Raw genomic sequence first — 21,801 nt, forward strand, 5'->3', positions numbered from 1 at the left:
CAATCAGGCATGACGGGGCGTTGTTGTCTGTTTTGCGGAACGCCACCGACTTGGAGCTCGATAACCGCATCTCCATGCTTGGCGTATAGCGACGAGCAATGTTCTGGAATGACCTCCCAAAAGCGCTGCGACGCTGGTGCTGAGCTTCGCTCTGCGCGGCGGGTATTTCAAGGCCGCTCTGCCTGAGGTAACCCGCGACACCCTCCAGGTCGTCGTCGCGCTCGATTTGCCGAGCCACCAGATGACGCTGGAAAGGGCCTATCTGGCGCCGTCGGACATCGCTCTGGGCCCAGATGATCTGCGGTCGCTGCTTCTTCTGGCCCTCCTTGCCGGAATGCTGTCCATGCCGCTCATCTTCAACGCGGCCTTCTACCGGATCCTGCGCGAGCCGTTCGTGCTTTGGCATTCCATCCTCACCCTCTCCTTGCTGATGACCATCCTGGTCTCTTCGGGTCTCGCGGTCGTTCTCTTCGATCCACCAGCGATGACGTTGAGCTGGATGACGACGGTGATTTTCGACTTTACGGTCGCTTCCGGGGCGATGTTTACTCACAGCTTCATCAAACCAGGCCGCTTGCATCCGCTCCTGCGGCGGGCGCGCTCTGGTGCGCCGCATGGGCAATGCTTCTGAGCACGTCGCACGCGGCGTTTCCGTTCGTCGGACGCTCTGTCCAGTCGACGCTTTACACCGCTGCCTTTGCCCCGGTGGTCGTCATCTTCATTTTGTCGGTTGTCGACGCACTGCGGCGTGCAAGCCGGGCCGCCAAGTTCCAGGCGGTCGGCTACATGCCTGTGATCCTGGCCGGATTGATACGGCTGGTCACTGGTGTGGTTCCCGGTTGGAGAGCCACGATGCCATGCTGCTGTTTTATGTGGGTTGCGTGTGCGAAGTCTTGTTCACCACGCTCGGCGTGGCGGACCGCTTCATGACGATCAAGCGCCAGCGAGACAGCGCACGCTTCGAAGCTGACGTGCTTGAGCGCCTGTCCGAACGCGACGCACTGACAGGATTGCTCAACCGGCGGGCAATCGAGCAGAACTTCGAGAAGTACCGCGCCGAGGGCTACCGAACGCTTGCCGTTCTCGACCTGGACCACTTCAAGGCAATCAATGATGTTCACGGCCACGCGGTCGGCGATGCCGTGCTGAAAGCCGTGGCCGCAGCGCTCCAGGCGGATCCTCAGGTTCATGCCTTCCGCCTCGGCGGAGAGGAATTCGTGCTGCTTGTGCGCGGCGAAAATGCTCAGGCCCAGGCGGAGCGTCGGCGGCAGGCGACCCCCGCCATTGTCGCCAATGCCATTCCAGGCCTTGGGCGACCCGTGACCGCCAGCATGGGCATGACGGAAGCGTCGTCAAATGCTGATGCGCGGTTCGCAGAGCTGTACGAACGAGCCGACAGACTGCTTTACAACGCCGAACTTGCCGGCCGTAATCGAACCAAGATTGCATTGATGCAAGCATCGAAGCCTGATGCGGATCCGGTCTTTGATACTTTGGCGCTTTGTTCGAGGGGCCGATCTGGCCCTGGCCGCCATCTGTCTTGATCTGCTTTCAGCCTGGTTTAGCTGGTCTGCGATGATGCCTAGTTTGCAGACGACCCGTGCCGTTGTCGGCCATGAGGCCGACTGATCACCCTTCCTTCGGAAACAACTTCCAACGCTTCGGCCTGAACGCCACCCGGCTTTTCTGGGCGGCGGGGTGGCCGACAGGCAGCTCGATTTCGACGCGTTCCCTTGCGCCGCCGATTTCGAGTTCGACGCGTCTGGTTCCTGCGACGCGGCGGCTTGCGGCGAGGGTTCCGGCGATGCAGCCATTGCAGTCGTCGAGGAGTTCGATGTCGTGGGGGCGGAAGTAGAGCGTGGCTTCGCCATCGCCGAGGTCGGGCGTTGAAAGCCCGATCGGCCGGTCCGATATCCAGACCTGGCCGTCCTCGACCTTGACCGGCAGCGAACTGGATTCGCCGATGAAGCCGTAGACGAAGGGCGAGTTGGGCGTGTCGTAGACCTCGTCGGCGGTGCCGATCTGCTCGATGCGGCCCTGGCTCATCACCACCACGCGGTCGGCGAGTTCGAGCGCCTCTTCCTGGTCGTGGGTGACGAAGATGGTGGTGTGGCCGGTGGCGTCGTGGATCTCGCGCAGCCAGCGGCGCAGCTCGCGCCTGACCTGGGCGTCGAGCGCGCCGAAGGGCTCGTCGAGCAGAAGCACCTTGGGCTCGATCGCCATGGCGCGGGCAAGCGCCACACGCTGGCGCTGGCCGCCCGACAATTGCGCCGGGTAGCGCTTTTCCAGCCCCGACAACTGGACAAGGTCGAGCAGTTCGGAGGCGCGGGCGCGGATCTCGGCCCTGGTCGGGCGCTTGGCCGCCGGCCTGACCTTGAGGCCGAAGCCGATATTGTCGGCGACCGTCATGTGGCGGAACAAAGCGTAATGCTGGAACACGAAGCCGACATTGCGCTGCTGGATGGTGCGGTTGGAGGCATCCTCGTCGCCGAAGAAGATGGTGCCGCGGGTTGGCCTTTCGAGGCCTGCGATGAGGCGCAACAGCGTGGTCTTGCCCGAGCCCGAGGGCCCGAGCAGCGCAATCAGCTCGCCCGACCTGATGTCGAGCGAGACATCGCGCAACGCGGGAAAGCGGTCGAATTCCTTGCGCACATTTGAAACGCGAACTTCCATCAGTCGACCTCTGTCAGTGTCCGCGCGTGGCGGCGATCTCGGCACCGTAGCGGAGCTCGAGAAGGGTTTTGAGCACAAGCGTCACAAGCGCGAGGCCGGCGAGCACGGATGCCACGGCAAAGGCTGCGACGGCATTGTATTCGTTGTAGAGGATCTCGACATGCAGCGGCATGGTGTTGGTCAGCCCCCTGATATGGCCCGACACCACCGAGACAGCGCCGAACTCGCCCATGGCGCGGGCATTGCACAGCAAGACGCCGTAGAGCAGGCCCCATTTGATGTTGGGCAAGGTCACATGCCAAAAGGTCTGCCAGCCATTGGCGCCGAGCGAAAGGGCCGCCTCCTCGTCGCCGGTGCCTTGTTCCTGCATCAAGGGGATCAGCTCGCGCGCAACGAAGGGGAAGGTGACGAAGACGGTGGCGAGCACGATGCCGGGCACGGCAAACAAAATGACGATGCCGTGCATCTTGAGCCAGGGCCCAAGCAGGCTCGAGGCGCCGAACAGCAAGACATAGACCAGGCCCGAAATCACCGGCGACACCGAAAACGGCAGGTCGATCAAGGTGGTGAGGAAGGCCTTGCCCTTGAACTCGAACTTGGCGATGGCCCAGGCGGCGGCAACGCCGAAGACCAGGTTGAGCGGCACCGAGATGACCGCGACCAGAAGCGTCAGCCTGATCGCGGCGATGGTGTCGGGGTCGTTGATGGCGCTCAAGAAGGGGGCGATGCCGCGTGAGAACGCCTGCTCGAACACCACCACCAGCGGCAGCAGCAAGAAGATGGCGAGGAAGGCGAAGGCGAGTGCCATCAGTGCTGCGCGCGCCAAAGGCCGCTCGGTGACGGCGAGCGAGGCGTGTTGGTGATAGGCGTCGGCGGGGTAGAGCTCGGGATCAGCCATAACGTTTGCGGGTCCGCGACTGGATGAGGTTGATGACGAGCAGCATCAGGAACGACAGCGCCAGCATGATCGTGGCGATCGCGGTTGCGGCGGCGTAGTCGTATTCCTCGAGCCTGATGACGATCAAAAGCGGCGCGATCTCGGAGACGTAGGGCAGGTTGCCGGCGATGAAGATGACCGAGCCGTATTCGCCGACGCCGCGCGCGAACGCCAGCGCAAAGCCGGTGATGACGGCCGGGGCGAGGCCGGGAAACAGCACCTTGGTGATGGTCTGGAAACGGTTGGCGCCAAGCGTTGCGGCGGCTTCCTCGACCTCCTTGTCGATCTCTTCGATGATCGGCTGGACGGTGCGCACGACAAAGGGCAGGCCGATGAAGATCAGCGCGATGACGATGCCCAAGGGCGTGTAGGCGACCTTGATGCCGAGCGGGGCCAAAAGCGCGCCCATCCAGCCTTTGGGCGAATACAGCGTGGTCAAGGCGATGCCGGCGACCGCCGTCGGCAGGGCGAAGGGCAGGTCGACCATGGCGTCGATGACGCGGCGGCCGGGAAAGCGGTAGCGCACCAGCACCCAGGCAACGACGGTGCCGAACACGACGTTGATGGCGGCTGCGATGAAGGCGGTGCCGAAGCTGATCTCGAGCGCCTTCAAGGTGCGGCGGTCTGTGGCGATGGCCAGGAAATCGGTCCAGCCGAGCGAGGCCGAACGCCACACAAGCCCCGAAAGCGGGATCAGGATGATGAGCGTGAGGTAGGCAAGCGAGAAGCCGAGCGTCAATCCGAAACCCGGAATGACGCTCGGCTGTCTGAACCGCCACCCCGCAAAGGCGGGTGTTGTGGTCATGTCGTCCTGGTCTTTGCCTTACTGGGCCGGCTTGTAGATCTGGTCGAATATACCACCATCTCCGAAGTGGTAGGGCTGCGCCTTTGCCCAGCCGCCGAAAATCGGGTCGTCGATGGACACCAGCTTCAGCTGATGCTGCTGCTGCAGGTCAGCGGCCGGTACAAGTTCAGGCTTGGAAGGACGGTAGTGATGCTTCGCGGCGATGGTCTGGCCTTCCGCCGAATAGAGGTAGTTCAGGTAGGCTTCGGCCACCTTGCGGCTGCCCTTGGCGTCGACATTGGCGTCAACCACCGCCACCGGCGGTTCGGCCAGGATCGACTGCGGGGGGAAGACGATGTCGAATTTTTCCGCGCCGAACTCGTCGAGCGCCAGATAGGCCTCGTTTTCCCAGGCCAGCAGGACGTCGCCCTGCTCACGTTCGGCGAAGGTCACGGTCGAGCCGCGTGCGCCGGTGTCGAGGATCGGCACATGGGTGAAGAGATTGGCGATGTATTCCTTGATCTTGGTTTCATCGCCGCCAAACTGGCCGTTGGCCCAGGCCCAGGCGGCGAGATAGTTCCAGCGTGCGCCACCCGATGTCTTCGGGTTCGGCGTGATCACCTGGACGCCGTCCTTGACCAGGTCGCCCCAGTCGTTGATGCCCTTGGGGTTGCCCTTGCGCACCAGGAAGATGATGGTCGAAGTGTAGGGGGAAGCGTTGTTTGGCAGCCGGGAGCGCCAGTCTGGATTGATCTTCTTCGACTTTTCGACGATCGCGGTGATGTCGCTTTCGAGCGCCAGCGTGACGACGTCGGCGTCGAGACCGTCGATCACCGCACGCGCCTGCTTGCCCGAGCCGCCATGCGACTGCTGGATCGTCACCGTCTCGCCGCTCTCGGCCTTCCAGTGCTTGGCGAAGGCTTCGTTGTAGTCCTTGTATAGTTCGCGGGTCGGGTCGTAGGACACGTTGAGGAGCGTCGTATCGGCAAAGGCAAAGCCCAGGCCACCGAGTTGGACCGCGCCGGCCAGGAGCGCCGAAAACAGTATCGATCTGCGTGAAGTGGTCATTTCCGCCTCCGTTCGAATATGGTTCTACTCTATCGAACTGGTAGAAATTAGATGCACTGAACGTTTCGTATTTAGCCGCTCATGGGCAAAATACGGCCAAGCTGCGCGCGCGCCGGAAATTTTTTTGCTCGCTCAAAAAGTCCGGCAGTCACTTCTGCGTCGTTTCGCACCGAAGACACCGGCAATCAGAAGTAGGGGAGCGAGGAGGTTGCGGCAAGAGGGGGCATGGGAAGCCTACTCGACGAAAACCTTCACACTCGCCGCGCGTCCCGCGGCGTCGATGACGGTCAGCGTCGAGAAGCCGGTGCCGTCGGGCTGCCAGGTCGCTTCGCGACGGCGGGCGATCGACGTAAGCGGCTTGCCGTTGGCAAGCCAGCGGAACGGCGCGCGACCGCCCTGCAGCTTGAGCACCAGCGGCGAGGCGCCAGCGGACGCGGCGCCCAGTTCGACGCGCGCGCCGTCGGGCGGGAAGACGATCCGCGGCGCGGGTTCAGTGACGGCGGCCGTGACCGCGGGCAGCCCGGTTGAGGTGGAGAAGCGCTCGAGCGTCACGGGCAGGTCGGCGCGGGCAGTGCGCAGCGTTCCGGCAGGCGGGCGCGGCAGGGCGATGGCCGGCACACCGGAACGCGAAAAGGCCTCGAACAGGATCGGGGCCGCGGAGACATAGCCCGACAGGCCAGGCACGGCACCGGCATCCGGCCGCCCGGCCCAGACGCCCAGCACGTAGCGGCCATCGTAACCGATCGACCAGGCGTCGCGGTAACCATAGGAGGTGCCCGTCTTGTAGGCGATGGCGCGTTTGGCGGCACCCTCCGGCGGCCGGACGCCGGATAGAATGTCGCCGATCTGCCAGGCTGCCTGTTCCTCGAGGATCATGCCGTTGGCGAGCGGGGCAGGCGTGCTTGCCTCCGTCCCATCGCGGAGAATCTTGGCGCGGCCGCCATTGGCGAGCCCGGTGTAGAGCTGGACGAGATCGCGCAGGGTGACGCCGACGCCACCCAGTCCTATGGCGAGTCCCGGCACTTCGTTCGCAGGCAATTGCGGCGTCACGCCGGCCTGGCGAAAGCGCGCGGTCAGCCGCTGCGGCCCGACAGCGTCGAGAAGCCGGATCGTGGGCACGTTGAGCGACAGCTGCAGTGCCTGGCGTACCGACACGTCGCCCTGGTAGCTCATGTCGAAATTCTTGGGCCGATAGCCGGCGAAATCGGCCGGTCGGTCCTCGATCAGCGTTTCCTGCGCCACCAGGCCCTGCTCGAAAGCGAGCCCATAGATGAAGGGTTTCAGCGTCGAGCCGGGCGAACGCACCGTCCTGGTCATGTCGATCCAGCCCGAACGCGAGGCGTCGAAGAAGTTGGCCGAACCGACTTCGCCCAAGATTTCGCCGGTCATCGCGTCGGCCAGAACCATGGCGACCGAAATCTTGGGGCCGAGCCGGATGGCCGCCTCGCGCGCCACCACTTCCAGCCCTTCCTGCACGCTCTTGCGCAAGGTCAGCTGGTGGCTGACGACGCCAGGCTGGCTGCGCAGCGCTGCATCCGAGGCATGCGGCGCAAGTGTCGGCAGCGCCAGGCGCATGGCGGAAACGTCTTCGAGTGCGGCGCGCGCGGCCTCGTTTTCACCGAGCAAGCCCGCAGTCACCATGCGCTCGAGCACACGGTCGCGCGCGGCCCGGGCATTTGCGGAGTTGCGATCCGGCCGGCGCCGTTCCGGCAATTGCGGCAGCGCGACCAGAAGGGCTGCCTCCGACACGGTCAGGCGCTTCGGCTCCTTGCCGAAATAGGCAAGCGAAGCGGCGCGCACGCCTTCGAGATTGCCGCCATAGGGCGCCAGCGTCAGGTAACGCTCGAGGATTTCGCGCTTTGTCAGCCGCCGCTCGATCTGAAGCGCGCGGGCGAGTTGTCTGAGCTTGGAGCCAAGACTGCGCTCGCTCCGCGGCTCGATCAGCCGCGCCAGCTGCATCGATAGCGTCGAGCCGCCCGAGACGATGCGGCCATTGGCGACAAATTGCTGGGCCGCGCGTCCCAACGCCAGCACATCGACACCCTCATGTTCCCAGAAGCGCTTGTCCTCGTAGGCAACCAGCATTTTCACCAATTGCGGATCGACCTGGTCGAGGCTGACACCGAGCCGCCAATGGCCCGACGGCGCCGCATAGGCACGCAGCAGCTGACCGTCGCGGTCGAGCACCTCGGCGGAGACGGTGAGTTTTTCGGGCAACGGTGGTGGGTAGGCGCGGTCGAGCGCGAACAGCCCGCCGAAGGCGAGGGCGGCAAGGCCGGTCGTTACGGCGCCGGCCAGCAGCAGTCTACGCAGTGTCTTTCCGGTTGGGCGCATCGCTGCCCCTCATCCCCTGCCGGACCTTCTCCCCGTTAGGACGGGGAGAAGGAGGCTGGCCGCAACGCCGACGCTTGTTCCTTCTCCCCGTTCACGGGGAGAAGGTGCCGGCAGGCGGATGAGGGGCAGCGCCGAGCCTGCCAGGAAAGTCGCTGCTGGGTAGAAAGCAGACATGCTACTGCGCCTCCTTCACCTCCATCATGCCGGTGGCCGTCCGCGCCGAGTATTGCGGGCGATACATGTCTTCGACATTGGCTGCCGGGTGCGCGTAGGTACCCGGCGTCACGGCGCGCACGACATAGGCGAGCGTGAACTCCTGGTCGGAGCCTTCGCCGCTGTCCATGGCGGCGACGAAGCGGTCGTTGCGGAATTCGAGATGCGCGGCTTCCGTCTGCTCCAGCCACGAGAAGTTCGACAGGTTGGCGCTGTTGACCAGCCCGGGATTGTCGATCTCGAAGCCGGCCGGCAGCATGTCGGAAACCAGCACCCGCGAGGCCCAGTCGTTGAGCTCGTTGATCTTGAGCACGACGACAAAGCGCTCGTTCTGCTGCACCTCCGTGACGTTCGCCTCGCTACCGTCGAGATGATAGTAGGTGCGGTTGATTTCGAAGCCATCGCCGCCGGCAGGCAAGGGCTGTGCCGGGGCCGCGACCGTCGTCACGACAGCCTGAAGCGCATCCTTGCCCTTATTGGCGATGACGATCGGGTTGATCAGCAGATCGGCGCCATCGACGCGTTCGGAATACGCGCCGTTGTGCGCGGCCCCATTGACGTCAAGCGAAATCGCCTCGTTGCCGGCCTTCAGCGCACGTGCGGCAAGCAGCATCCAGGCGTCATCCTGGGTGCTCATCCACTTTGCCGAAGCGCGGTCGGCCGCCACCATCTTGACCAGAGCCGGCACGACCGAAGGCAATGGCTTGCTTTCGGCGGCCAAAGCCAACATGGCGGCTCCATCGCGCAGGCGCGAGCCGTAGTCCGAACGGTACCAGTTGTGCTCGGGATTTGCCTTGGCAAGCTGGAAGGCGGCACCGAAGAGGTTTTCGGAGCGCTGCCCGTCGCCGTAAAGGGCCAGGCTGGCACCCAGCTGTGCCACTGCCATGGGGCTGGAGAACGCTTCGAGTTTGGTGTCGGCGAAGTAGCGCAAATCGCCGACCGAGGCCTTCTTGTTGCGCGCCAGCACGTACAGCGCATATGCGATTTCCGAGCCACGATCCTCAACGTCGACATCGTAGCCGATCGCGTTCTGCAGGTTGTTGAGAGCCTGCATCATCGCCTGGGTCGGCACGTCGAAGTTCTTTTCGCGCGCCCTGGTCAGGAAGTCCGTGACATAGGCGTCGAGCCACAGGTCGCCGGAACCGGGCGACCATAGCCCGAAGCTGCCCGAAGACGACTGGTAGTTGAGCACGCGGTAGATCGCGCCCTGGATGCGCTCGCGCAAGTCGGGATCGTCGGCCATGCCGTTCTCGGCGCTGAGTTCGCTGACATAAAGCAGCGGCAGCGCCCGGCTGGTTGTCTGCTCGGCGCAGCCATAGGGGTAGCGGTAGAGCGTCATCAACATTGAAGGCACGTCGAAGGCGGAGGCCAGCGACACGCCGACACTGACATGGGCATCGTCGAGCAGGCTTGCGGCCAGCAGCTCCTTGTCGACGCGCAGCGAGGCGGCAGGCTTGAGGTCGACGACCATGCGGGTCGTCACCGGCAACTGGCCCGGGCGCACCGGCAGCGACAGTTCCTGCTCGACTTCAAGCCCTTCGGCGTTGGCAAGTCGTATGGTCAGCCCGGCGGTTCCGGCCGTCAGCGGCATGAGCGGGATCGAAAGCGTCTGCCGCTTGCCCGGCTCCAGCGTCACCTTTTCGGGCAGGGGGGCATCGCCCGTCGACAGGTCGCCAGTCGTTTCCAGGACGAAAGTGTAGTCGCCAGCCGGGGCGTCGGTACTGGTGATGTCGAGCGTCATCTCGGCGAAGTCACCCGGTGCCATGAAGCGCGGCATGCCAGCCGTCAGCACGATCGGATCGCGCACGATCACGTCGCCGGTGGCATGGCCGACCGCAGCCTTGGTCCAGGCCACGCTCATCACGCGGACGGTGCCGTTGAACTGAGGGATGTCGAATTCGACGGTCGTCTTGCCGTCAGCGTCGAGTTCGACGATGCCCGAGAAGAAGGCGACAAGCTTTTCCTTGGGCGGGCTTCCCTGAGAGGTCATGGCCGCGCCGTCACCGCCGGTGCGCAGCTTGCCCATGGCGCCCAGCGAGCCGTCGATCAGGCGGCCGTAGAGGTCGCGCAGTTCGAGCCCGAGCATGCGCTGGCCGAAATACCAGCCTTCGGGGTCCGGTGCCTTGTAGTTGGTCAGGTTGAGGATGCCGACATCGACCGCGGCAACCGTCACATAGGCCTTTTCGCCTGCCGCGGCGCCCGTTACCGCGACCGGGATCGACAGTGCCTTGCGCGGTTCGGTCTTCTCCGGAAGCGTCAGAGCGACATCGAGCTTCTTGTCGGCCGGGTCAACGGCCAGCCATTTCAGGCCGATGGCACGGGCCGGCATGCGCGATTCCTGCGCTTCGCCCGGGCGATAGAGCGTGGCGGTGACATAAGCGCCCGCACCCCAGTCCTCGCCGACGGGGATGTCGACGGTGGCACCGCCCTCGGGAATGCTTGATGTAACGGTCTTAAGCAGCTTTTCAGCGCCGACGGTGACGAGAAGCTCGCCGGCAAAGCGTGGCGAAACCTGGAGTTTTGCCACTTCGCCGGCCTTGTAGCTTTCCTTGTCGAGCGCGACTTCCAGCCCATCGGGCGTTTCGGTCGAAGTCGCCGAGACATACCAGCCGGCGTCGAACTCGTAGCTGGTTGCGGGGCCGGCAGGATCGGCTGTCTCGACCTCAAGCCGGTAGCGGCCCCAGTCGACGGGCAGCGAAACGGTGGCTTCGCTTTCGGCGGTGAGGTCGACCTGACCCGTTGCCACCGACTTGGTGAAGGTCACCGGCTCGTAGTTCCAGCTATTGCCCGAGCGGTACCATTGATAGTTGCGCTCGACCTTGACCAGCGACCATTGGGCGCCGGCGAGGGCCGTACGCTTGCCGCCGGGCTCGGCTGCGATCAGGCTGAACTTGGCGGTGCCGCCCTGTGGCACTTCCTCGCCCGAGAAGTCGGGGCGGATGCCGATCATGGTTGCTTGCGGGCGGATGCCGATGTCTACCCTTTCTTCGACCGCGCGTCCGCCGGTTTCGCGCATGCGTACGGTGAGTGCCGCATTGACCAGGCGGGTCGTCGACGGCAATTGGTCGACCGAAACGGCGAAGGTCGCCTTGCCGTCATCACCGACCACGGGCAGGTCGGTCAGCGGAATGCGGGTGGCTTCGCCTTCCTGCTCGTCGGCGAGGCCGAAATAGTACCCCTTGAAGGCGTCCCATTCGCGCTTGGTCGACAGCGTCACTTCGCCTTCGAGCGCCAAGCCGGCAGCGGGCGCACCATAGAGGAAGCGACCGTCGACGGTGGCCTCGGCGGTTTCACCGGCCGCGATCTCGTTGCGGTTGGCGGTCAGGGTGAACTCGATGCGGTCGGGGATAAAATCCTCGACCAGGAACATCTGGTTGGCGACGGCCGGCTGCTTGGGGTCGGTGTGGATGGCAAGCGTCCAGGTGCCGCGCATGGCGGAGGTCGACAGCGCAAGGTCGACGGCGTGGCCGCCTGAATTGCCGCCCTGGCTGACGATGCGTCGGTCCTCGACGCCGTCGGGCCTGGTGAAGATGAAGGTCAATGGCAGATTGTCGACGCCCTTGGCGGCGTCGTCGCGGGCAAGGGCTGCCGCATGCACCGTTTCGCCGACGCGGTAGATGCCGCGTTCGGTCCAGGCGTAGACGTCGAGCGCGCCAGGTGCCGCGCGGCCGGTGACGCCGCGGTCGGACAGGTCGAAGCCGGCACGGGTCATGTCGAGGAAGACGAAATCGGCGTCGCCCTGCTTTGCCATCAGCACGGCCGGCGCCAGGCCACCTTCGCCTCGGGTCAGGCCTGGAGTGAAGGTGGCGCGGCCATCGGCGTCGGTCTTGCCGGTGCCCAGGATCTCGTTGTTGCGGGCAAGCAACGTCAGTTCGGCATCAGTGATCGGCTTGGCCGAGCCGAGCGAGCGGGCGAAAACGTTAAGCCCGTCCTGGCCGGTATAGGTCGACAGTCCGATGTCGGAGACCACGAACCATTGTGTCGCCTTGGTCGTCCAGGTGTCACTCTTGTCATCGACCGGCTGGGCAGTCAGCACATAGACGCCGGGCTTGCGGTTAGGCAGCGCTTCATCGACCGGGAAGGAGGTCGTCACTTCCTTGTTGAGCTCGTTTACGATCGCAAGCTGGCCTGTCCACACCGGCTCGCCCATCTGGTCGGCGATGTTGGAGACGTCATAGCCGTCGAGCTGGCGCAGGAACTGGTAGCCCGACAAAAGCTGCGCCAGCGAACGGTCGCCGACGCGGTAGAGCTTCATGTCGGCCGCTTCCATGTTGACGGTGACGACAGGAATGCCGCGGCGGGCGGAGGAAGGCAGAACGAAGCTGTCGCCGGTGAAGCGAGCCGATTGCGCACGATCCTGGACATAGACGCTGAGCACGACGGGCGCGGTCAGCACCTCGCCAATGGCCGCAGGCAGGCCGGAGCGGAAGTTCACACGGTAATGCTGGCCGTGCTCGAGCCCCTCGACGCAGATCTGCTTGTCCTTGGCCTCGACACTCTTGGGTGCTGCGTCGTCGATGGTGACGAAAGGCGCATAATCCACGCCCGATTTGACCAGCTGTTCGGAGAACTGGGCGCAAACGCGTGGCGAAGTGGTGTCGGCGTCGATGGTGTGCTCGACGACGCGGAAGCCTTTCCGGGCCTTCAGGTCTTCGTATGTGGCACGCACGGAGGCCGAATTGTCGAGCGCGAGGCTCGCCTCATAGGCCTGGAGCGAGGGCCGGAACATGTCGCGGCCGTCAAGGCCCGCGGCAAGCAGCGACAGAAGCTCGGCGCGGTTCTTTGCGTTGCGCGACAAAAGGTAGGCGTTGTAGGCGGTCGAGGTCGCGTCGCGCTGCAAGGATGCGGTTTCCTCGCCATTGATCGGCTGGACGCCAAGCGTGGCACGCGCCAGGCGCGTCCAGATCGCCGCATCGTCGGGCAAGATGGCGACCGCGGCGCGGAATTTCTGCATCGCAGTGCGCGGATCGCCCTGGAGCATCGCATTGTCGCCGCCGTCGGTCAGCGCGGCGAGGCCCTGGCCGCCGACGACCACCGAGCCGTTGGTCAGCGCCCGGCGGTACTGGCGCGCTTCGTCGGCCATCGAGGCTGGGAAGAACGACAGTTCGGCCGGCGCGCCGATGTCGGGCTCGCCATTGACCGGCACGACCTTGCCACCGACAGCGCCAGCGAATGGCTTGATGAGGGCGAAATCGGACTTGAGGAAGCACCATTTCGCCTTGGTGTTGTAGGTGAAGGCGCGGCAGGACGTGTCACCCAGGCAAGATGTCTGGCACTGGTCGAGCGTCACATTCTGCTCCGAACGCAGGTCGAAACCGAAGTAATCGCTGTTTTCGGCGGTCACCACGCGGCGTGCTTCGACTGCCGCAGCGCCTGATACCAAGGCCAAAAAGAGAAGAACGAATACCGGAAAAACCCGAGCCGCACGCATATTCATGTCCCTCCAACAGCCGTGTCGTCGCTTGAAGCGACATCTTGAAAATTGCCGCCGCACAATCAACACGGCAAGCTTACAGGCTAAACCTGCACCTTAATACTTGTCTTGGACGCTGTGCATGGTATTGCCCAACCATGCGGACCGCCCTGATGAAAGCACCCGAATCCCTGCCACGGATGTCATTCATTCGCCCAAGGAATTCTGACATATCGAATGTGGCTGCTTTACGAAAAGCCAGAAACTTCATTCCAATTTTAGGATTGGGAGTTACCTTGGCTTGATGTTTGTGCGGCGTATGCGTGGATTCGACAGATCAACGACCGCCCGCGCGCTTTCGCGCGCGGCGTTTGCTGTGCTGTTGTCGACCACCGTCCTGGCCGTTGAAACGCACAAGGCATCTGCCTTCGAAATCTTCGGAATCAGGCTTTGGGGCTCGGCCGACGAGGAAGACGCCGACATCGTCGATCCGCTCGATTATGCCGTCACCTTCGAGGTCGTCGGCGCCGACGACGATTTGCGCGAGGCACTCGAAAAGGCCTCGTTGCTGAAGGGCGAGGAAGACCGTCCGGTCTCCGGGTCCCTCGGCCTGCTTGCCAAGGCACGCAATGACCGCGAGCGACTGGTTGCGGCACTGTTTTCCAAGGCGCGGTATGACGGCGTGGTCAAGATCGCCATTGCCGGCAAGTCGCTCGACGACCTCGCACCCGATGCGGTCTTCAACGGCCCGCAGCCGATTCCTGTGACTGTGACCATCGAGCCCGGTTCGATGTTCACCCTTGGCGATGTCGTGCTCAAGGGCGATGCCGCCGACATCAGGGGCGCCGATTTCGGTCTGATAGCAGGGGGCAACGCCAGCTCCGACGCGATCTTGAAGGCGGAAGCCCAGATCGTGCGCGCGCTTAAGGAAGAGGGCAGGCCGCTTGCCAAGGTGACGAGCCGTACCATCGTCGCCGACCACTCCACCACCACGCTCGACGTTACCCTCGACGTTGCCGCCGGCCCGATTGCCGGATATGGCGCAACGACAGTCGAGGGCACCCAGGCCGTCGATCGCGACTTCACCGTCTACATGACCGGGCTTGAGCGCGGCCGCCGGTATTCGCCCAAGGAGATCGACGACGCCCGTAGCCGTCTGCTGGCCCTCGATGTGTTCAGCTCGGTGTCGATCAACGAGGCCCTTGCGCTCGACCCATCCGGCGAGATCCCGATCGATGTCCGCGTCAGCGAGCGCAAGATGCGCTATTTCGGCGCCGGCGCCAGCTATTCAACCACCGAAGGCATGGGCGTTGAGGGCTATTGGGGCCATCGCAACCTGTTTGGACGCGCAGAAAAGCTGCGCATAGGCGGATCGATCGGCCGCATCGGCGACACGATGCAACTGGACAAGCTCAACTACAATGCCGGCATCATGTTCGAAAAACCCGGCGTCATCGGGCCAGCGTCGAAATTCTTCTCCGGCGCCAAGGTGTCATACGAACATCCCGATGCCTATGACATCTTTTCGGTCAAGGGCAACGCAGGTGTCTCTTATGAGCTCACCAAGGAGCAGTCCTTGTCGGCCGAGTTGGTGGTTGAATATGCCGACATCGAGGATGCGCTCAATCCCGACGGCCAGCGCTATCTGCTGGTCTCGACGCCACTGCAATATGCCTTTGACAACCGCGACGACAAGCTGAACCCGACGCGTGGCTTTCGCGCGCTCGCTTATGCCGAGCCGACCTACGATGCCCTGAACAGCAACGCCTTCGTCAAGCTCAGGGGCGAGGGGTCGACCTATTACGGGCTCGGTGCCAACAACCGCTTCATACTCGCGGGCCGCGCGGCGATCGGGTCGATCCTCGGTGCTAGCCTGGAAGAAGTTCCCGCCGACCGGCGCTTCTACGCAGGCGGCGGCGGATCGGTGCGCGGCTATGCCTATCAGGGCATCGGTCCGCACCTGGACGGCCAGCCGACGGGCGGTCTGTCCTATGCCGAGACCTCGGTCGAGATCCGCTATGCCCTCAACGACAAGATCGGTATCGTGCCCTTCGTCGATGCCGGTACCGTCTCGGCCAAGCAGTTCCCCGATTTCTCCACCGTGCGCGTGGGTGCCGGCATCGGCGTCCGCTACCTCACGCCGTTCGGCCCGTTGCGCGTCGATGTGGCGGTGCCGCTCAATCCCGGGCCCGACGACCCCAACTACGGCATCTATGCCGGCGTCGGCCAGGCGTTCTGACTCGATGGCTATGTTGAAGAAAATCCTGCGCATTCTCCGCATCGCGATCCTCGTCGTGCTGGCCTTTGTCGTTGGTGCCGCGGCGGTTTTCACGCTGACCGCCAAGGGTCGTGAAAATCTCGCTGGACTAATTTCCAGCGTTGCCTCGACCGACGACCAGAAGATCAGATTGAGCGGGTTGAACGGCATCTGGTCGGGCAACCTCAGGCTCGACAATGTGGTGATCGAAGACCGTCAGGGTGCCTGGCTCGCCTTGCGCGGCGTTTCGGTCGACTGGTCGCCCTTGGCGCTTCTTTCGCGCACGTTCCGAGCCGACAAGATTGCGGTCGAGCGCATCGAGGTCGCGCGCCTGCCTGCCGGGGGCACCAAGAAGCAGGCCAGCAGCGGTGGGTTGTCGTTGCCCGTCTCGGTCGACATCAAACAAATAGACCTGCCTGAAATCGCGCTTGGCGAGGCGCTAGCCGGCACGGGCATTGCCGAACTGGCCGCCAAGGGCATGGTGCGCGCCGACCGTTTGCCGCTCGGGATCGAAACCAAGCTCAACATCTCGCGCAGCGACGGCAAGGAAGGCGTTGTCGACGCCGACATCGCCTTTGCGCCGGCGGACAATCGCATCGCGCTCAACATCCGCGCAGCCGAGCCTGCGGGCGGCATCATCGCCAATATCCTGAAGCTGCCCAACCAGCCGGCTGTCGAACTGGTGGTGTCGGGCGAAGGGCCCGCCGCCAACTGGAGCGGCACGGGTACCTTCGCGGTTGACGGCAAGGTCGTCACCCGTATCTCCGGCACGCACCAGTTGACCGACCAGGGCAACGTCATTTCCGCCAAGGGCGACGGCGCGTTCGAAGATTTTGTTCCAGCGATGCTCAAGCCTCTGCTCGCCGGCAGCACCACCTTCGACATCGCCGGCACCCGCACGACCACGGGTGGGGTCGACATCGAGCGCGCTACTGTTGCAAGCAGCGCCTTGACTGCGGCCGCAGCCGGTTCGCTCGACCCCGCAGGTGCCGCCGACCTGTCGCTCGAGGTCAAGGCCAACGGCGCGCCCATCGTGCTCAGCCTCGGCAGCGACGCCCAGCCGGTGACGGTGGCCATCAATGCGGCCAGCCTGCGCGCACTTGGCGACGGCAAGGCCCCGGCCATCGATTTCAGCGCATCGCTGGTCTCCATCATCGCCGGCAACTCGGAACTGCGCGACATCGTGGCATCCGCCCATTCGGATGCCTTCGACATCGCCGGGCGCAGCGGCCCGGTCGCGATCAAGCTGGGGGTGGCCGAACTCAAGACCGATGTCGCCACTCTGGCACCGCTGGTTGCCGGGCGCGTCTCCGTCGACATGGCCGGGTCGATCAGCAAGACCCAAATCGTCGTCGACGAAGGTACTATCCGCAGCGATGCCCTCAACGGCCAGATGAACGCCAAGCTAAATCTTGCGGATCTTGCGCTGGAACTCGGGCTCAAGGCTGACGTCGTATCCAGCGCGCTGCCGGCTGGGGTTCGCATTGCACTGGCTGAGCGGACGCAGTTTTCGGCGACCGCAAGTCGTGACGCCGAAGGCGCGTTCGCCGCCAATGCCATCGAACTCACCTCGGGCGCGCTGAAGGCGCAAGGCACCGCGCGTGTGAAGGGCACCGAGATCGACGCCGATCTCAAGGGCTCCTTCGCCGACGTCTCGCTGCTGTCCAAGCAGGCCAAGGGCGCCATCGATTTCGCGCTCACCGCGAAGGGCGCGCGCACGGCACCCGACGTGTCGCTTACAGTCACCAGCGACCGTATCGAAGCGGCTGCGCGCGAGATTACCGGGCTCAACTTGACGGCAACGGGCAAGGTCGATCCGGCCAATCCGGCAGCCAATATCGCGCTCACCGGCAACGTCGCGGGCCAGCCGCTGCAGGGCAATGCCGTGCTGCGCACCGCAGATGGAAAGCGCGAGATCAAGGGTCTGTCGCTGTCGCTCGGCCAAAACAAGCTTTCGGGCGACCTTGTCCTCGACCAGGGTTTCGTGCCGCTCGGCACGATCACCATCGACATGCCCGACATCGGCCCCATCGCGGCATTGGCACTTGAGACCGCCGAAGGCGATGTGCGCGGCAAGATCAACTTCACCCGCAGCGGCGACATCCCTCAGGTAACCGTGAACGCGAATACGGCGTCGCTCAAGCGCGGCGACCTCGCCGCCAATGACGTTGCGATCAACGCCGACATCCTGAACTACCTCAAGGCGCCGGCAATTTCGGGCACGATCAAGGCCAAGTCGGTGACCTCGGGCAAGACTGTCATCTCGGGCATCGCTGTCGACCTCAAGCGCGACGGTGAGTGGACCGGTTTCTCCGGCGGCGCAACCGTCGCCGACATTCCGGCGAAGGCTGCCGGCCGCGTCAAGCTGGCGGGCGGTGTGACGACCATAGAGCTTGCCTCTGGCGAGGCGACGATGCGCGGCATTCGTGCTGCCCTTGCCCGGCCAACCACGGTTTCGATCGCTGGCGGCACAACGACGCTTGACCGTCTGGCGCTGAACCTCGGCGGCGGCACCGCAACCATTTCCGGCACCGCCGGTTCGGCCCTCAACCTCAATGCGACGCTTGCTAATGTTCCGGCATCGCTCGCCAATTCGTTCTCGCCCGGTCTTGGTGCTGCCGGCTCGATCTCCGGCACGGTCAAGGTCTCGGGTGCTGCTGCGAACCCGACTGTTGGCTACGATCTTAATGTTTCCGGTGCTGCGACCACGCAGACCACGGGCGCCGGTTTCGGCCCCATGAAAATTGGTTCCACCGGTACCTTTGACGGCGGCAGGCTCACCTTCCAGTCGACGATCGGTGACGGATCGGGCCTGGCGCTCAGGGGCGGTGGCACTGTCGTTACCAATGCACCTGTAACACTCGATCTCAACTTCGCCGGACCGGTGCCGTTTTCCTTCCTCACCCGCACGCTCGCGGCCCAGGGCATGGCGCTGACCGGCTCCGCCGACGTCAATGTCCAGGTGCGAGGCCCCGCCACGTCGCCGGTCATCGGCGGCAGCGTGCGTGCATCCGGCGCGCGGCTTTTGATGGCGCAGTCGGGCATTGCCATCAACGACATCAATCTCGACGTCGGTATCGCCGCAGGCGTTGCTCGCATCAACCGGCTCACCGGGTCGCTGTCAACCGGCGGCCAGCTTACGGCCAGCGGTACGGTCGGCACCGATGCCGCCACGGGCTTCCCGGCGGATATCACCGTCAAGCTCACCGATGGCCGCTACACCGACGGCCGCGTTGTCACGGCCAATCTCGGAGGCGACATCGCCATCAAGGGCCCGTTGACGAAGGCACCGGTGCTTTCAGGCACCATCAATCTCGCTCGTACGGTCATCAGCATTCCCGAAAAATTCCCGGGTTCGCTGACCGCCGTCGACGTCAAGCACAAGAACGCTCCCAAGGCCGTCGTGGCGCAGCAAGAGGCGATGCGGCCGCCGACCCAGGCCAGCGGCGGTACAGGAGCGCTGACGCTCGACGTCACGATCAACGCGCCCAGCCAGATATTCGTCCAGGGCCGTGGCCTTGACGCCGAACTCGGCGGCACGCTGCGCCTGTCAGGTTCGTCCGCCGCTCCACAGGCCGTTGGCGAGTTCACGCTCAAGCGTGGCCGGCTTTCCATCCTGGGCAAGCGGCTTAACTTCACCAGGGGTTCGGTCGGATTCTCCGGTTCGCTGGTGCCGACGATCAATTTCGCCGCCGAGACCACCGCCGGCGACGCGACCGTCACCATCACCGTCACCGGTGAGGCCAACAACCCGAAATTTTCCTTCTCTTCGGTGCCCGCCCTGCCTGAAGACGAAGTGCTGGCGCGGCTGATCTTTGGCCGTTCGATGTCGAACCTATCGCCTTTGCAGATCGCCCAGTTGGCCGAAGCGGCTGCCCAGATGGCCGGCATCGGCGGCTCGACTTCGCTGTTGTCGAGCCTGCGCTCCACGCTCGGCGTCGATGATCTCGACATCAGGACGAACGACCAGGGCGACACTTCGATTGCTGTCGGCAAGTATCTGAACGACCGCACCTATTTGTCGCTCGAAGCGGGCGACAAGCCGGGGTCGGGCAAGGCTACGATCGACCTCAATGTCGGACGCGGCATCAAGCTGCGCGGTCAGGCCACCGACGCGGGCGAAGCCAAGGGCGGCATCTTCTACGAGCGTGAATACTGATACCGGCTGACGGCCGGTCCTGACATCATCGGCGAAGTGTCGTGGCACTGTCGCCGATTGTGGGAACAAGAGTAAATTAGCAACGACGAAGATTCCGATGAATCCGGCGCGCATTACCATTTTTGCGCCAACTTTGTCGCTATCGCGCGAACTGCTCCCCCCTCAAAATTGCAGACTTGGTTCCGGGAACACGACGTCCAACCGTTTTGACAACGGGAAATGGATGCGGAATGGTAACGTTACAGGCCACTTCAATGGGAGACGGAAATGACATTCTACAAGAGCAACTCAGATCTTGTTCCCGGCCACATCCGTGAGCTGGCGAGTGCTGTCGTCGACGGCAAGATGGACCGTCGCGAATTTCTCGCGATGGCGACGACCTTCGGCGCTTCCGCTGCCATGGCCTACGGCATGATTGGCCTTGCCATGCCGACCGAGGCACTGGCGCAGGAAACGCCTACCAAGGGCGGCGTGCTGAAAGTCGCGCAATGGATCAAGGATCCCAAGGATCCGCGCAAGGCGGACTGGTCCGAAATCGCAAATGCACAGCGCCAGGCCATCGAGCCGCTGGTCAAATACACCGACAAATACACCTTCGAACCGTATCTGCTTGCCAGCTGGGAAGTGAATGACGACGCGACAGAGTATGTCCTGCACGTCCGTCCCGGCGTGACCTGGAGCAACGGCGACCCGTTCAATGCCGACGACGTGATCTTCAACTTCACCCGTTGGGGCGACAAGAGCGCCGAGGGCAATTCGATGCCTGGCCGCCTTGGCTCGCTGATGGACGAAAAGACCGGCAAGCTGCGCGAAGGCTCGGTCGAAAAAGTCGATGACATGACGATCAAGCTCAAGCTGACATCGTCCGATATCGCCATCATCCCGAACCTGACCGACTATCCCGGCCTGATCGTGCACAAGTCCTTCGACGAGAAGGGCGGCGACTTCAAGGCCTGCCCGATCGGCACCGGCCCGTTCGAACTCGTTTCCTACGACGTCGGGCAGAAGGTGGTCTACAAGCGCCGCGAAGACAACAAGTGGTGGAACGGCGAGGTCTATCTCGACGGCGTCGAACTCATCGACTACGGCACCGATCCGGCCGCGATGGTCAGCGCCTTCGAGGCCAACGAGGTCCACACCAATTTCGAGACCTCCGCCGACTACGTCTCGATCCTCGACGGCCTCGGCCTGGTGAAGTCGGAAGTCGTCACCGCCGCGACCATCGTTGCGCGCACCAACGTCGCCAACAAGCCTTATGACGACCAGAAGGTCCGTCAGGCCTTGCACAAGGCCGTCGACAATGCGGTCGTGCTCCAGCTCGGTTACGGCAATGCCGGCACGCCGGCCGAAAACCACCACGTCGCGCCGATCCATCCGGAATATTTCGAACTGCCCAAGCAGGTTCGCGATATCGCCGCCGCCAAGGCGATGATGGCCGAGGCTGGCCAGGCCGATTTCGAACATGAGCTGATCACTGTCGACGAGGACTGGCACAAGAACACCGGCGACGCCATCGCGGCCCAGCTGCGCGAGGCCGGCATCAAGGTCAAGCGCACCGTGCTGCCGGGCTCGACCTTCTGGAACGACTGGACCAAGTACCCGTTCTCGATGACCAACTGGAACATGCGTCCGCTTGGCGTGCAGGTTCTGGCGCTGGCCTATCGTACCGGCGAGGCATGGAACGAAAGCGCCTGGTCCAACCCGGAATGGGACAAGAAGCTCAACGCGGCGCTTGCGGTTGCGGACGTCGAAAAGCGCAAGGAAATGATGAAGGACATCGAGCAGATCCTGCAGGATTCCGGCATCATCATCCAGCCTTACTGGCGCAAGCTCTACAACCACTCGGTCGAGGCCGTGCAAGGCGGCGGCATGCACCCGACCTTCGAACACGACTACGGCAAGGTTTGGCTCAAGGAGGCGTGAGCCTGAGCCTCCAAACGGGGAGGGGCGAGGTTCGCCCCTT

Annotated in this window: 11 protein-coding genes; 5 read left to right on the plus strand and 6 right to left on the minus strand. The window is 63.9% G+C overall.

The window, feature by feature from the left end; translation table 11 throughout:
• Positions 1–136 precede the first annotated feature (136 nt).
• Positions 137–631 carry a 7TM diverse intracellular signaling domain-containing protein gene (locus C8K44_RS27895; protein ID WP_245417417.1) on the plus strand — a complete coding sequence of 165 codons (495 nt, stop codon included), beginning with the start codon at positions 137–139 and terminating at the stop codon, positions 629–631.
• Positions 615–1,544: a GGDEF domain-containing protein gene (locus tag C8K44_RS08065; protein WP_245417418.1), complete on the plus strand. Its 930-nt coding sequence runs from the start codon at positions 615–617 to the stop codon at positions 1,542–1,544. Before C8K44_RS27895 ends, C8K44_RS08065 begins: the two co-directional genes overlap by 17 nt.
• 85 nt (positions 1,545–1,629) lie before the next feature.
• On the opposite strand, the gene C8K44_RS08070 is transcribed toward C8K44_RS08065, so the two are convergent.
• The 6 genes from C8K44_RS08070 to C8K44_RS08095 all read right to left on the minus strand — a co-directional run bounded on the left by C8K44_RS08070 (position 1,630) and on the right by C8K44_RS08095 (position 13,446).
• On the minus strand, positions 1,630–2,673 hold the full coding sequence (locus C8K44_RS08070; RefSeq protein ID WP_109575256.1) for a sulfate/molybdate ABC transporter ATP-binding protein: 1,044 nt from the start codon (positions 2,671–2,673) through the stop codon (positions 1,630–1,632).
• A 13-nt stretch (positions 2,674–2,686) separates the two neighbouring features.
• Entirely contained in the window at positions 2,687–3,571 is an 885-nt protein-coding gene (gene cysW, locus C8K44_RS08075; RefSeq protein ID WP_109575257.1) for a sulfate ABC transporter permease subunit CysW, read from the minus strand.
• A complete protein-coding gene (cysT, locus tag C8K44_RS08080; protein ID WP_109575258.1) occupies positions 3,564–4,415 on the minus strand; it encodes a sulfate ABC transporter permease subunit CysT in 852 nt (283 codons plus the stop codon). The genes cysW and cysT overlap by 8 nt, the downstream gene beginning before the upstream one ends.
• 18 nt (positions 4,416–4,433) lie before the next feature.
• Entirely contained in the window at positions 4,434–5,462 is a 1,029-nt protein-coding gene (locus tag C8K44_RS08085) for a sulfate ABC transporter substrate-binding protein (protein ID WP_109575259.1), read from the minus strand.
• Between the two features lie 234 nt (positions 5,463–5,696).
• A complete protein-coding gene (gene pbpC / locus C8K44_RS08090) occupies positions 5,697–7,796 on the minus strand; it encodes a penicillin-binding protein 1C (protein ID WP_109575260.1) in 2,100 nt (699 codons plus the stop codon).
• Positions 7,797–7,971: 175 nt separating this feature from the next.
• Positions 7,972–13,446 (minus strand): alpha-2-macroglobulin family protein, encoded by a 5,475-nt coding sequence (locus C8K44_RS08095; protein WP_109575261.1) that lies wholly within the window; start codon positions 13,444–13,446, stop codon positions 7,972–7,974.
• 295 nt (positions 13,447–13,741) lie between these two features.
• Between C8K44_RS08095 and C8K44_RS08100 the strand changes: the two genes are divergently transcribed.
• The 3 genes from C8K44_RS08100 to C8K44_RS08110 all read left to right on the plus strand — a co-directional run bounded on the left by C8K44_RS08100 (position 13,742) and on the right by C8K44_RS08110 (position 21,761).
• A complete protein-coding gene (locus tag C8K44_RS08100; protein WP_245417419.1) occupies positions 13,742–15,661 on the plus strand; it encodes an autotransporter assembly complex family protein in 1,920 nt (639 codons plus the stop codon).
• A gap of 4 nt (positions 15,662–15,665) precedes the next feature.
• Complete coding sequence (locus C8K44_RS08105; RefSeq protein ID WP_109575425.1) at positions 15,666–19,838, plus strand: translocation/assembly module TamB domain-containing protein; 4,173 nt, start codon at positions 15,666–15,668, stop codon at positions 19,836–19,838.
• 267 nt (positions 19,839–20,105) lie between these two features.
• On the plus strand, positions 20,106–21,761 hold the full coding sequence (locus C8K44_RS08110) for an ABC transporter substrate-binding protein (RefSeq protein ID WP_109575263.1): 1,656 nt from the start codon (positions 20,106–20,108) through the stop codon (positions 21,759–21,761).
• The last annotated feature ends 40 nt before the right edge of the window (positions 21,762–21,801 follow it).

It is taken from the genome of Aminobacter sp. AP02, from assembly GCF_003148805.1.
In the GTDB taxonomy this organism is placed as follows: Bacteria; Pseudomonadota; Alphaproteobacteria; order Rhizobiales; family Rhizobiaceae; genus Aminobacter.

Excerpts from the sequence above, each read along its gene's own strand:
- C8K44_RS08065 (WP_245417418.1), top strand. The coding sequence starts at position 615 with ATGGGCAATGCTTCTGAGCACGTCGCACGCGGCGTTTCCGTTCGTCGG.
- C8K44_RS08070 (WP_109575256.1), bottom strand. The coding sequence starts at position 2,673 with ATGGAAGTTCGCGTTTCAAATGTGCGCAAGGAATTCGACCGCTTTCCC.
- cysW (WP_109575257.1), bottom strand. The coding sequence starts at position 3,571 with ATGGCTGATCCCGAGCTCTACCCCGCCGACGCCTATCACCAACACGCC.
- cysT (WP_109575258.1), bottom strand. The coding sequence starts at position 4,415 with ATGACCACAACACCCGCCTTTGCGGGGTGGCGGTTCAGACAGCCGAGC.
- C8K44_RS08085 (WP_109575259.1), bottom strand. The coding sequence starts at position 5,462 with ATGACCACTTCACGCAGATCGATACTGTTTTCGGCGCTCCTGGCCGGC.
- pbpC (WP_109575260.1), bottom strand. The coding sequence starts at position 7,796 with ATGCGCCCAACCGGAAAGACACTGCGTAGACTGCTGCTGGCCGGCGCC.
- C8K44_RS08095 (WP_109575261.1), bottom strand. The coding sequence starts at position 13,446 with ATGAATATGCGTGCGGCTCGGGTTTTTCCGGTATTCGTTCTTCTCTTT.
- C8K44_RS08100 (WP_245417419.1), top strand. The coding sequence starts at position 13,742 with ATGCGTGGATTCGACAGATCAACGACCGCCCGCGCGCTTTCGCGCGCG.
- C8K44_RS08105 (WP_109575425.1), top strand. The coding sequence starts at position 15,666 with ATGGCTATGTTGAAGAAAATCCTGCGCATTCTCCGCATCGCGATCCTC.
- C8K44_RS08110 (WP_109575263.1), top strand. The coding sequence starts at position 20,106 with ATGACATTCTACAAGAGCAACTCAGATCTTGTTCCCGGCCACATCCGT.